The organism is Empedobacter brevis, from assembly GCF_965118635.1.
GTDB lineage: Bacteria > Bacteroidota > Bacteroidia > Flavobacteriales > Weeksellaceae > Empedobacter > Empedobacter brevis_A.
Genome location: NZ_CBCPHV010000006.1, coordinates 17,810 through 30,107, shown reverse-complemented (window position 1 = coordinate 30,107; position 12,298 = coordinate 17,810). Strand labels below are relative to the sequence as shown.

Genomic DNA, 12,298 nt, shown 5'->3' with positions numbered 1-12,298 from the left:
TTTTTTGATTAATTAATTCCTAAGTTAAATGTTAGCTTCGCAAAATATGATCGTCCATAACCATATAAAATACTTGTAGATCCTGTAGAATGCGCTCCATCTGAAGAAGTAGCATTTAATCTTTTTACATCAAATAGATTTCTAGATCCAATTGTCAAACTGATTTTATTATCCCAAAAGTTTTGTTTAATTGAAGCATCCATCCAATGAAAACTTTCTTTCGTTCCTTTTACCAAAATCTGCTCAGTTGGATTTGAAGGATTTTTTGCTGATACAAATTGTTCTTCTTTTCCGTTGTATTTATAAAAAACTGAGAAAATTGTTTTTGTTTTTGGTAAAGTATACGATATGTTCGAATTGACTTGTGGTGTGTAGAAATACTTATTTTTAACTGTATTTACTCGCGCTATTTGATCAATATCTTGTTTGATTCCTGTTAATGTAAAACCAAAACCTCCGTAAAATGGACCGATATTAAATTGATTCATATATGTTATTCCTTGTACATCATATTGATCGATATTTCTAAATTGATATCTTAATGGAATATTTTCTACAATAACCAAATCAATCTTATCTTTCAGATTAATTTTCCATAACGAAACTTTTTGTTCTATCGAAAAATTATCATTGAATTTCAAGCCTTTTTTAAGATGTAAAAAAGCAGAAATACCTTTTTCAGGAGTTAATTTATCATTTCCTCTTACATCATGATTCACATCTACAAAATAAGAATACATTTCATCATAATTTGGTAAACGAGGAGCTGTTCCCACAATTGCACGCAATTCCCAATCTTTACCAAATGTATATTTCGAGCTCAAACTCATTACATATTGCGTGTTAAACTGTTCCGAAAACATTACACGTGCGCCTGGACGAAAAGAAAGTTTATTGTTTAGATTAATTTGCGAAGAAGCAAAAAAATCATAAGTTCCAAGTTTTCTTTCAATTGGTTTTTTGATAAATTCTCCCGATGCTGGTGAAGCATATCCTTTGGTTTGATCTATTTCATAACCAAATTGAAAATCAAAGAATTCATTCTTGTTTATAAAATTACTGAACATTCCTTTCGAGTAGTAAACTTTACGACTTTCATATTCGAATTTTTCAACATTATTTTCAATTCCTTTTAAAATCTCAAAATTATATGTTTTTAACTTTCTCTTTTGTTCTTGGTACGAAATTGAAATATCATAATTAATTGCATCTTTAAAACGTCCCGAAGCATTTAAGTGATTATAAATACGATCTGTTGTATAAACGCGATCATCACCGTAAGAATCAAATGTTTTTGTTGATACATTTTCTTCAACTCTAGGATTAGGATCATAAAATTTAGTTTCTTCGTTAAAATATTCGAACTTATAGAACAAGCGTAAATTATCTTCTTTGTATTGAATTAATGCTTTTGCTGTATTTTGTTCTTTTGGTAACCATTCATATCCTCTAAAACCATCGTTATTTGGATAATATTTTCCTAATCTATGATCAAAAAACCCTTGAAAATCGTTACGTGAAAAACTTAAATTACCATAGATTTTATCTGAAAATTTATGCCCGATTTTCAAGGATTGTATATGTCTCCCTTTATTTTTCCAATTATATTCATCACCAATTGTTTCTTCTTGCAAAGTAGCTGAAATGTCATACTTATTTTTCCCGCCTTTTTTGGTGATAATGTTGATAACTCCTGCAATAGAATTGACTCCGTATTCTACTCCCATAGCACCTTCTACAATTTCTATTTGCTGAATTTCATCTAAATTGATTTGTGTTAAATCTGTATTATTTCCTAAACCTTCGTCATTAATTAATGGAATATTATCCACTAAAATTTTGAAATATTGAGAATCTAAACCGAACATTTTTACTGTAGATTTTCCAGTAGATGAACTTGGAATAATATTCATATTTAATGTTTGATTCAAAACATCAGCCAATGTATTACCAGCCTGTCGTTCTATCATTTCCTGCGAAATCACTTTTACTTCGTAAATAGATTTTTTTACAGATTGCGCATTGTATTGCCCAGAAATGACTGTCTGATCCAAATCAATTGTAGGCTGAGATGAAATAGAATCTTTTTCTTGTGCGTATAGAGTAATTGTAGTAAGTAAGCTTAATAGAAAAAAGCGCCTCTTCATGTGTCTTTGTTTTATTATTTAGAATTAGTCTAATAATTGATAAAGCAAAAGTAAACGATTTTTTTTATTTATTTTTATTTGTTCTAAATTAATTTATCCGAATTAAGTTAAAATTAGATTGAACTCATCGTTTTTCTACGAAAGAAGTAATTTGATTTTCGAAAAAAAATTAAGAATGATTATATAATTTAGGTTTTGCTTTTGTAACCGCAAAATAAGAAGCTCTGAAAGCAGACAAACTTTTGTAACCAACCTTATATGCAATTTCGCTTAATGTAAATTGGTTCGTATCTATCAATTCAATACTTCTTAAAATTCGAACAAGTTGCATGTATTTCTGAAGTGTAATTCCTGTTTCTTGCTTAAAAATTCGCTGTAAATTTCGAACAGACATATTTGCTTTTTCTGCTAATTCATCTAAACTAAAATTTGTTGCATAATGAAAATGAATATATTCACTCACAGGAATTAATCGAGCATCAACAAGAACAGGTAATTCTAAATTATTATTCTCTTGGCAAAAATGAGGCAAACTATATAATAATGAGTTTAAGAAAATCTCTTGTTCTTTCTCTTCTACCAAAAATTTATTCCATTTTGATGCATATAACATCATTTCTTTCAGAATTGGAGGCGCAACAAAAACATGAATGTCATTATAGAAATCTTCTTTAAAAACCTTTTTAAATAAAATAAGCATTAGATTAACAGTTTTTGCTTCAGATGTTGTGTAATGTAATTTATTGGCCGGAATCCAAATCACGTGATTTTGAGGAACTAAATAAATCTTTTGTTCAATATGAAAGTATTGATAACCTTTTTCAACATAATTCAATTGAAAATAATCATGTGAATGTAATTCATCCGTATTTTTACGATTCTTTTCGTACCAAACATAAGTATTGGTAGTCATGTTATCGGAATATTCACCCACAATTTGTTTCATCAACTCAGTATTATTTGTCGTTTTAAATGTAATATATGGCAAAATTAATAAAAACGACATATTTAATTTTGTAAAAGAAATAGAAATATTAAATCAATGGAAAAAAATAAAAATAGTTGGATTGGAATTGCAGTTATTATTTTAGTTTCAACTAATCTAAGAGCGCCAATTACAGCGGTTAGTCCAATTTTAGATGAAATGAAATCCATCTTACATATAGATAACTTTCAGGCAAGTTTATTAACTTCTATACCACTTGTTGTCTTTGCTATTTTTTCAATTTTAGTAAGTAAAGCAACTGCTAAAATTAACATTCGACATGGATTAATTTATTCATTAATCATTTTAATCATTGGGATATATGTACGTGTTTACGGAAATATTTCGATGCTTTATATCGGTTCGTTGTTAATAGGATTGGGAATTTGTATTGGAAATGTTTTAACGCCAGCCTATATTAAAAATACTTTTCCTGCTAAAATAGGAATTATGACAGGTATTTTTTCAGTTTCGATGAGCTTAATCGCGGCATTAGCTTCAGGATTAAGCATTTCGATTGGAAAATGGACAAACTTAGGTTGGAAAGGTTCACTTGGAATTTGGATAATCGGAGCTATACTTGCGCTGATAATTGTTAGTATTGATTCTTTAAAAAATAAAACAGTAACTCAACAAAAAACTGTTCAATCAGAAAATGTAAAATTCAATATTTTCAAATCAAAACAAGCTTGGAACATTAGTGTTTTTATGGGATTACAATCTTTAATTTATTATTGTTTAGTTGCATTATTCCCAACTTTATTAATCGATTTTGGAATGACAAAAACCGATGCTGGCTGGGTATTTTCAGTATTACAACTTGCTATGTTACCAGCAATGTTCGTAAGTCCAATTTTAGCTTCGCGCATGAAAGATCCTAAAGTTATGATCTACATAACATCTTTATTGTATTTCATAGGAATTATTTCATTGATTGTTTTCAAATCTGAGTTCAGTTATTTAAGCGCAATTTTAATTGGAGTTGCAGGAGGTTTTGCCTTTAGTCTTTCTATCTTATTTTTCTCATTAAGATCGAAAACAATGGCTGGAACCATCAAAATTTCTGGAATGGCTCAATCTATTGGATATTTGATTGCGGCATTTGGTCCTCCAATTTTCGGAAAATTAAATGATTTAGATTCTACTTGGAATTCTTCTTTATACTTTTTGATTTTTTGTCTAATTATTTTAACATTTTTTGGAATAAAAGCTTCTCAACCAAAATTTATCGAAGATTAATTTGCCTAAAGCAAGGATTTTTGATCCTAATTAAAATAAAAACAAAGTTGTTCATTCTATCAATCTGTCAATTGATTTTAATTGCAGAAACAATTAGAATGAACAACTTTTTTGTAAATTTGTTCCTCATAAATAAGCTAAAATGCAAGGACCAATTGGTGTTTTTGACTCTGGTTATGGAGGATTAACTGTATTCAAAGAAATTCAAGAAAAACTTCCTCAATACGATTATATCTATTTGGGTGATAATGCTCGTGTTCCTTATGGAATTCGTTCTTTTGAAACAGTTTATGAATACACAAAAGAATGCGTTTTCAAATTATTTGATTTGGGATGTAATTTGGTTATACTTGCCTGCAATACAGCTTCTGCAAAAGCATTGAGAACAATTCAGCAGAATGATTTACCTGAAAATAAAAAAGTATTAGGCGTTATTCGCCCTACAACAGAATCGATAAATCTGTATACAAGAAATAATAAAGTTGGGATATTAGCAACGCAAGGAACTGTTTTGTCGGAATCGTATAAAATAGAAATTAACAAATTTCATCCAACGATTGATGTTTTTCAGTTAGCTTGTCCGCTTTGGGTTCCTTTGGTGGAAAACAATGAAATAGAAAGCAAAGCTGCGCACGATATAGTTGAAAAAGATTTGCAAAGATTATTTGCTCAATCATCTGATATCGATACAATTGTATTAGCTTGTACACATTATCCGCTTTTGCTTCCGGTGATTTCGAAATATGTTCCTAAAAATGTTACAATTCTTTCTCAAGGAGAATTAGTTGCAAATAAATTAGTTGATTATTTAGATCGTCATCCAGAAGTTCAAAAACAGTGTTCAGTAAATGGAAATGTAACATTTTACACAACAGATGATGTGGAAAGTTTTCAAGCCAATACAACGATTTTTTATGGTCAAAAAATCACAGCTTCGCACTTAGATATCTAAAAATATAATATTCAATCTTTTTTTTAAAAAACAGGGTCCTTGGAAGATTGAGCATTCCAAATTTGTTCTCTGTACTCTTTTGGTGTGATTCCTGCTACTTTTTTAAATAATTGTGTGAAATGTGAAGCCGTTTGAAAATTAAGTTCAAATGCGATTTCAGAAATTCTTTTACTCGAATGTAACAATGCTTTACTGTAATTGATATCTGTTTCGTTGATCCATTGTTTTGGTTTTTTCTGTGTGATATCTTTCAAGCATTTATTTAGATAATTTTCTGTTACGAATAATTTATCTGCATAAAACGTTACTTTCTTCTCTTCTATATGATGTTTGAAAAGCAAATCTTTGAATTGTAAAGAAAGTTCCATTGGGCGCGTTGTTGTGCTTGGAATCTCTTTGTAATCAATGTTAAGTAATTTTAATAAAACAACATGCAACATCGCTATGCTGATCTCGTTTATTTCAAGGCTATTCAAAAATATTTCTTGTTCCATTAGAACCAATAATTGATGAATTGTCTGAAATGTAAGTGCATCAAGTGACATATAAGGTGACATTAAGAAAATACTCGATTTATATTTTGGCAACTCTAATTCAGATAAGATATGATTTTCGTATGCTAAAAAGAAACCTTCTATATCATCAGACATTTCTACTGTTGCTGTGATTGTTCCTTGTTTTATAAAAATTATTTCATTTGCATTTACCTCATATTCTTTGTTTTCTAAATATTGTTTCATGCTTCCTTTTGTCACAAACATGATAAAATTAAAGGTTGTTCTATATGGAATAACAGGCATTAAAATACCTTTGAGATAATATTCTAATCGATACAATTGTATATCCTCATTATTTCCTAAAATTTGATTACTAAGATGTGAAAGAAATAGTTCTTTGTATTGTGAATTTGAGATCATTTCCATAGCAATGCTTTTTTAATGAAATTGTTTTTAAACTTCGAATTTTATGCCAAATTATTTTATACTCCTAAAAAACGATTGGCATATTTTTTTATTAATAATGTACACCAACTTGCAACAACAAAAGGAAAAGTAAGAACGCCGCCAAATGCTGCCAAAATATTTAATTTAACAAGAACAACATCAACCAAAACAGTGATAAATACGCTGAATAAAACCCAAAAACCATCTATTTTTTTTGTTCCTGCAAATACAATTGCTGTTAAAACTGCGTTGAAACCAAATAAGCCCATGTGAATTTGATCTACTGGTTCTCCGAATAAATTTGCTATTTCTGCACTAAAAATTGAGGCTGCCAATCCATATAAAGCGGCAACAGGCGAACCTATAAAAACAGCAATAAAAAAGATGATACCAGATATTGGACCGCCTTGAAATATAACTTCTCCAAAACCATTTGTAGATGTAAGCAAATCATCAGCACCCAATAGAGGTTGAACATCGCTAACATTCGCTGGCCCTATTGTTGTAAAATGGTGAATAAAATAAACTAAAATCCATGTTAATAAAATAAATGGAAAAGTAAAAACTGGAATATTTTTCTTGATAAAAAAATGTTGAATAATTGCGGCTAAAGCTGAAGCAATAATCAGGAAAAACCATAAAAGAAATGTAGAATCGAACATAAATGTTAGCGCAACACCAATTAAAGCAGCACTAAATCCATATAAACCAGCATTTATTTCTGCTTTATCATACTTTAACAATGTTGCTGTAAGTGTTGCTACTGCTGTTGAAACAATTGCTCCTATTCCTCCTTCTATACTTCCTAAGAAAATACCAATTAAAAACAATAATCCTGTGAACCTGTTTTCTTGTAACATAATTTGTCCTAAACCTTTTAGAACTTGATCTATAAATGGAACTTTCGTTAAAATTTTCTCCATGATTTTTTATTTGTTTCTATAATTCCCAAAGTAAATCTTGGGCAGCCAAAAAATAATTATACATTGCTTCTCCTCCTTGACTTAAAGCTCTTATGACAAAACCATTTCCATCTAAAGTAGAAATACCAATTTCTACATTTGTATGTTGTTTTGCCTTTTCTAATAATGTTTCTACCAATACAACTTTATCCGTTTCTGGTTTTGTACTAAAGAAAATAAAACTTCCTTGATGAGTATAATTTTCTAAAATACCAATGCTATTAATCGGAATTAAATCGGGCTGAATTAAGACATTATCTTTTACAACTAATTTGTTCTGATGATAGATTTCAGTTAAATTCTGAAAACGTTTTAGCTTAAAAACTTCTCCCGAATGTTTACGTCCACATGTAATAATTTCACTAATAATAATTTGACTATTATCTTCAATAGTTATTTCAGCACTACTTTTGAAATTAGAATTTTCATGCGGAACAACTGGATGTGGAACATAAGCAAACGATGCATTTTTCTGAATATTAATCCTCAATTTTTGAGTGGCTTCATCATCCATATTAAACAATCTTTGATACGATTGCGATTGCAATTGTAATGCTGCATTGTCTTCTACATCAATATTCAGAATATAATCGTCTCCATTCAAAATTCCTGGAGAAGAAGTCATCGTCATTTGATAAAGTTTATTATCTGTTTTTCGTTGTCCAACAGATACAACACGGAAGGGTTTACCGACGTACAAATTTTTTACGTACGATTTCCCTTCCTTGTATCCTGCAACAATATCTAATCTACATTCCATTATCTCAAAAGATTTGGTTCTTCGATATCTTCTAAAAGTGCATATTTTTTAATCCAACCAATAACGCTGTCTAGACCTTCTTCTGTTTTTAGATTTGTAAAAACAAAAGGAGTTCCATTTCTCATACGTTTTGTATCATTCTCCATTACTTCTAAACTCGCTCCTACGTATGGTGCTAAATCTATTTTATTGATAATTAATAGATCTGAACGTTGAATTCCAGGTCCTCCTTTTCGTGGAATTTTTTCCCCTTCTGCTACATCGATAATAAAAATTGTAACATCTGCTAAATCTGGGCTATAAGTTGCAGCTAGATTATCTCCTCCACTTTCTATTAAAATTAATTCAATATTTGGAAAGCGATCTGCTAATTCATCAACAGCTTCCAAGTTCATACTTGCATCTTCACGAATCGCTGTGTGAGGACAACCTCCTGTTTCTACACCAATGATTCTTTCTTCTGGTAAAAGACTATTTTTTGCCATGAATTTGGCATCTTCTGAGCAGAAAATATCATTTGTAATAACTCCTAAATCGTAGTCAGCAAACATTTTTCTACTTAATTTTTCTAGTAAAGCTGTTTTTCCTGAACCTACAGGTCCGCAAACTCCAACTTTTATATATTTTCTATTTTCCATTTTGAATATTGTTTATAAAATTTATGACATATACAAGCGAGAATACAAACGTTCGTGCTGCATACATCTGATATCGAAAGATGTATTACACACCCCAACATATTCTCTATCTAATGCGATGGTTTCTTGTGCTGTTTGAGATATGGTTTCGTATAAATCGAACATTAAATCTTGTCCGTCCAATTGTCCTAAAGGCACTAATTTTACTGCATTTGTTACAATTCCAGAAGCCGAAGTATAGTAAAAAGCAAATAATGCTTCGTAAAGTGGTATTTGTAATAAACTTGTGTAAATCCCAAAAACTATTGCATAGTTAGAATATGCTTCATTTTGTTTTATTCTACGTTCGTATTCTTCTACGAATTCAGATTCTACACGACGCTTAAAAATTTTGATTAAACGCAATCCTAATTTCTGGCTTGCTTGTCTGATTTCTTTTGGCGCTTTTAGAGCCGAACATTCTTCATCTAATTTCAGAATTTCATTAAAATCTGAATTTTGAGTTGCTTCGTAAGCTAATTTTACAAATGCTCCATCATTGTATTTCAGATTATATTTTATCATATTTTCTACAAACTCTTGCGCTGTTTGTTTATTATTGACAATTCCATTCTGAATATACGTTTCTAATCCATTCGAGTGTGTATAAGCACCAATCGGTAATGTAGGATCAGAGATATGTAATAAACTTGCTAAAAATTCTTGTTTCATTATTTATCTTATTTAGATAATTTTATTTTCAGATCTTTTGTAGACAATGAAGCTCCTATTTTATTTTCGCGATGATGATCTACATTTGCATTCAATAAATGCAGGAGTTTTAATTCTTGAATTTCTGGATGATAACCAGCCGATTCTAACCAACGAAAAATCGTCATTTCGAAAGGCATAAGTAATAAATCATTTTGACTATAAAGTGGCAAATGTTTATTTCCTATTTCATGGCATATTGCGCTCATTTCGAGAATAGATTGAGGAGAAAGTACAATTGTTTTTGTTTCTAAAACATTGACAACAATTGTACTTTCATCATCTATAAAAAGTATGTCGCCATCATACAAACGTTGTTTTTCTTTTAGAAATTTAATGGCAACATCTTTTCCTGATCTTGTTCTCTTACGTTGAATTCTTTTGGACGTTTCGTACCAATTTAAATCCAAATAATCGACTGAATTTATGATTAAATTTTGAGCGATATTTCCTATTCGTTCATTAATTATCATCTTGTTTTGATTTTTTTCTAAAATCAAAATTTTTAGAAATACCTACTCCAAACGTAGAACCGCTAATTCCTGCCACATGGCTTTTTGTCCATCCTTCATTTGCTTTTGTTTGTAACATTGAAAGTTCTGCAAATTTGAATTTCAATGCCCAACCTCCACCTACAACAATTCCTATCATTGGATATGCACGTAAACGAAATCCGTTGAAATCTTCCATCGATGTTGAGTTTGTTGCAAGTTGTTGTCCCCAAACATAATGTGCGTCAAACTGTGCTATTAACAAGAAATATTTACCAAGAGACAATGACGGACTATACCATATTCCAGCTTCATTAAGTTTGTTTACAACATTATGGTCGACAACATTTTGTGTATAAGCATAATTTACCCCAATAAGATCATTATTGTTGATAAAATATCCCAATCCAATTGGTGAACTAGAAACTGTACTGCTACTATTTGTAGGAGTTGATAGTTTTGAATAATCCAATGAACCGTACAACATAAATTGTCCTTTCGGTCCGTCTTCATCACTTTTTAGTCTCGTTCCACCCAATATTTGTGCGTTCATACTTCCTGATAACATCGACATTCCGACAACTGCAATGGAAAAAACTATTTTATTAAAGTTTATCATTTTTTACTTTAAAAACCTGAATTAATATTTCTTTAAATTCTTTTTGGAAAGGCTCAGAATTTCTCTGAGCCTTTATATAAACTAAGATTTAGAACAAGTGGTATAATTGTGCTAACGGAACAGTTTCCGAAGGTTCACATGTAATATATTCACCGTCTACATATACTTTGTAGTTTTCTGCATTCACATCGATTTGTGGTGTTTTATCGTTGTGAATCAAATCTTTTTTACCAATATTTCTACAATTTTTAACAGGTAAGAAAATTCTGTTTAAGTTATAGCTTTCAATAGTTCCATTATCGATAGAAGCTTGAGAAACGAATGTTACATTTGTTTTTTGAACAGCTTTACCGAAAGATCCGAACATGTTTCTGTAGATAACTGGTTGTGGAGTTGGAATAGATCCGTTTGGATCTCCCATTTTGCTTCCTGCAACAAAACCTCCTTTTACAATCATTTCTGGTTTTACACCAAACATTGCAGGTTTCCAGATTACTAAATCGGCAATTTTACCAACTTCTAGCGATCCTACATATTCAGAAATACCATGAGCGATTGCGGGGTTTATTGTATACTTAGAAATGTAGCGTTTTGCACGGAAGTTGTCATTATCGTGACCTTTATCTTCTGCGATTTCTCCACGCTGATCTTTCATTTTACTTGCAGTTTGCCAAGTTCTAGAAATTACCTCACCTGGACGTCCCATTGCTTGTGAATCTGAACTCATAATACTAAAAACTCCCATATCATGCAAAATATCTTCTGCAGCAATAGTTTCTGGACGAATACGAGAATCAGCAAATGCAACATCTTCTGGAATGTTTTTACTTAAGTGGTGACAAACCATTAACATATCCAAATGCTCATCTATTGTGTTTACTGAATAAGGACGTGTTGGATTTGTAGATGCTGGTAATACATTTGGATACATTGCTGCTTTGATAATATCTGGCGCGTGACCTCCACCAGCTCCTTCTGTATGGAAAGTATGGATAACACGACCATTAATAGCTTCCATTGTATCTTCTAAGAAACCACTTTCGTTTAATGTATCTGTATGGATTGCAACTTGCACATCATATTCATCAGCAACTTTTAAAGAAGCATCAATAGTAGATGGTGTAGCTCCCCAATCTTCATGAATTTTTATTCCTAATGCTCCTGCTTCAATTTGTTCTTGAATTGGTTCAACTGTTGCACAGTTTCCTTTTCCAAAAAATCCAAAATTCATTGGGAAAGACTCTGTTGCTTCCATCATTTTTTGAATGTTGAATTTTCCTGGTGTTACTGTAGTTGCATTTGTACCATCATTAGGACCAGTTCCTCCACCGATCATTGTTGTAATACCACTGAATAAAGAAGTATTAATTTGTTGTGGAGAAATATAATGAATATGTGTATCGATACCACCAGCAGTTACAATCATTCCTGCTCCGTTGTGTACTTCTGTAGAAGCTCCGATAATCATTCCTTCAGTAATTCCGTCCATTGTATCTGGATTACCAGCTTTACCTATTCCTACGATTTTACCGTCTTTGATTCCGATATCTGCTTTTACAATTCCCCAGTGATCAATAATAATTGCACGTGTAATACAAAGATCTAATACACCTTCTTCACGTAATTTTGTAGAGTTTTGTCCCATACCATCACGTACAGTTTTTCCTCCTCCAAAAATTGACTCATCACCATAATCTCCAAAATCTTTTTCGATCTCGATGATAAGATTTGTATCTCCTAAACGTATTTTATCTCCCGTTGTAGGTCCTAAAATATTTGCGTATTGTTTTCTATCTACTTGTAAACTCATT

General features: G+C 30.9%; 12 protein-coding genes. 2 read left to right on the top strand and 10 right to left on the bottom strand.

All coding sequences use genetic code 11. From position 1 onward, the window contains the following. Positions 1-8: 8 nt before the first annotated feature. Positions 9-2,147 carry a TonB-dependent receptor plug domain-containing protein gene (locus ACMHJW_RS09360; RefSeq protein WP_413533150.1) on the bottom strand — a complete coding sequence of 713 codons (2,139 nt, stop codon included), beginning with the start codon at positions 2,145-2,147 and terminating at the stop codon, positions 9-11. A gap of 169 nt (positions 2,148-2,316) precedes the next feature. Further along, positions 2,317-3,093, bottom strand: a complete 777-nt coding sequence (locus tag ACMHJW_RS09355; protein ID WP_413533149.1) for a helix-turn-helix domain-containing protein — start codon at positions 3,091-3,093, stop codon at positions 2,317-2,319. 96 nt (positions 3,094-3,189) lie between these two features. Here ACMHJW_RS09355 and ACMHJW_RS09350 point away from each other — a divergent pair, with 96 nt between their 5' ends. Both ACMHJW_RS09350 and murI read left to right on the top strand, forming a co-directional pair. Then, a complete protein-coding gene (locus tag ACMHJW_RS09350; RefSeq protein ID WP_413533148.1) occupies positions 3,190-4,371 on the top strand; it encodes a CynX/NimT family MFS transporter in 1,182 nt (393 codons plus the stop codon). Between the two features lie 142 nt (positions 4,372-4,513). After that, positions 4,514-5,323 (top strand): glutamate racemase, encoded by an 810-nt coding sequence (murI, locus tag ACMHJW_RS09345; RefSeq protein WP_413533147.1) that lies wholly within the window; start codon positions 4,514-4,516, stop codon positions 5,321-5,323. 23 nt (positions 5,324-5,346) lie between these two features. On the opposite strand, the gene ACMHJW_RS09340 is transcribed toward murI, so the two are convergent. The 8 genes from ACMHJW_RS09340 to ureC all read right to left on the bottom strand — a co-directional run bounded on the left by ACMHJW_RS09340 (position 5,347) and on the right by ureC (position 12,297). Further along, a complete protein-coding gene (locus ACMHJW_RS09340; protein ID WP_413533146.1) occupies positions 5,347-6,246 on the bottom strand; it encodes a helix-turn-helix domain-containing protein in 900 nt (299 codons plus the stop codon). Between the two features lie 56 nt (positions 6,247-6,302). Next, positions 6,303-7,190 (bottom strand): urea transporter, encoded by an 888-nt coding sequence (locus ACMHJW_RS09335; protein WP_413533145.1) that lies wholly within the window; start codon positions 7,188-7,190, stop codon positions 6,303-6,305. 16 nt (positions 7,191-7,206) lie between these two features. Then, on the bottom strand, positions 7,207-7,989 hold the full coding sequence (locus ACMHJW_RS09330) for an urease accessory protein UreD (protein ID WP_413533144.1): 783 nt from the start codon (positions 7,987-7,989) through the stop codon (positions 7,207-7,209). Continuing rightward, positions 7,989-8,627, bottom strand: a complete 639-nt coding sequence (gene ureG / locus ACMHJW_RS09325; RefSeq protein WP_413533143.1) for an urease accessory protein UreG — start codon at positions 8,625-8,627, stop codon at positions 7,989-7,991. The genes ACMHJW_RS09330 and ureG overlap by 1 nt, the downstream gene beginning before the upstream one ends. 21 nt (positions 8,628-8,648) lie before the next feature. Next, a complete protein-coding gene (locus ACMHJW_RS09320) occupies positions 8,649-9,338 on the bottom strand; it encodes an urease accessory protein UreF (protein WP_413533142.1) in 690 nt (229 codons plus the stop codon). A gap of 8 nt (positions 9,339-9,346) precedes the next feature. Next, entirely contained in the window at positions 9,347-9,850 is a 504-nt protein-coding gene (locus ACMHJW_RS09315) for an urease accessory protein UreE (RefSeq protein WP_413533141.1), read from the bottom strand. Next, positions 9,840-10,487 (bottom strand): hypothetical protein, encoded by a 648-nt coding sequence (locus ACMHJW_RS09310; RefSeq protein ID WP_413533140.1) that lies wholly within the window; start codon positions 10,485-10,487, stop codon positions 9,840-9,842. Before ACMHJW_RS09310 ends, ACMHJW_RS09315 begins: the two co-directional genes overlap by 11 nt. 88 nt (positions 10,488-10,575) lie before the next feature. Then, positions 10,576-12,297: an urease subunit alpha gene (ureC, locus tag ACMHJW_RS09305; RefSeq protein ID WP_413533139.1), complete on the bottom strand. Its 1,722-nt coding sequence runs from the start codon at positions 12,295-12,297 to the stop codon at positions 10,576-10,578. Between the last annotated feature and the right edge of the window lies 1 nt (position 12,298).

Excerpts from the sequence above, each read along its gene's own strand:
- ACMHJW_RS09360 (WP_413533150.1), bottom strand. The coding sequence starts at position 2,147 with ATGAAGAGGCGCTTTTTTCTATTAAGCTTACTTACTACAATTACTCTA.
- ACMHJW_RS09355 (WP_413533149.1), bottom strand. The coding sequence starts at position 3,093 with ATGAAACAAATTGTGGGTGAATATTCCGATAACATGACTACCAATACT.
- ACMHJW_RS09350 (WP_413533148.1), top strand. The coding sequence starts at position 3,190 with ATGGAAAAAAATAAAAATAGTTGGATTGGAATTGCAGTTATTATTTTA.
- murI (WP_413533147.1), top strand. The coding sequence starts at position 4,514 with ATGCAAGGACCAATTGGTGTTTTTGACTCTGGTTATGGAGGATTAACT.
- ACMHJW_RS09340 (WP_413533146.1), bottom strand. The coding sequence starts at position 6,246 with ATGGAAATGATCTCAAATTCACAATACAAAGAACTATTTCTTTCACAT.
- ACMHJW_RS09335 (WP_413533145.1), bottom strand. The coding sequence starts at position 7,190 with ATGGAGAAAATTTTAACGAAAGTTCCATTTATAGATCAAGTTCTAAAA.
- ACMHJW_RS09330 (WP_413533144.1), bottom strand. The coding sequence starts at position 7,989 with ATGGAATGTAGATTAGATATTGTTGCAGGATACAAGGAAGGGAAATCG.
- ureG (WP_413533143.1), bottom strand. The coding sequence starts at position 8,627 with ATGGAAAATAGAAAATATATAAAAGTTGGAGTTTGCGGACCTGTAGGT.
- ACMHJW_RS09320 (WP_413533142.1), bottom strand. The coding sequence starts at position 9,338 with ATGAAACAAGAATTTTTAGCAAGTTTATTACATATCTCTGATCCTACA.
- ACMHJW_RS09315 (WP_413533141.1), bottom strand. The coding sequence starts at position 9,850 with ATGATAATTAATGAACGAATAGGAAATATCGCTCAAAATTTAATCATA.
- ACMHJW_RS09310 (WP_413533140.1), bottom strand. The coding sequence starts at position 10,487 with ATGATAAACTTTAATAAAATAGTTTTTTCCATTGCAGTTGTCGGAATG.
- ureC (WP_413533139.1), bottom strand. The coding sequence starts at position 12,297 with ATGAGTTTACAAGTAGATAGAAAACAATACGCAAATATTTTAGGACCT.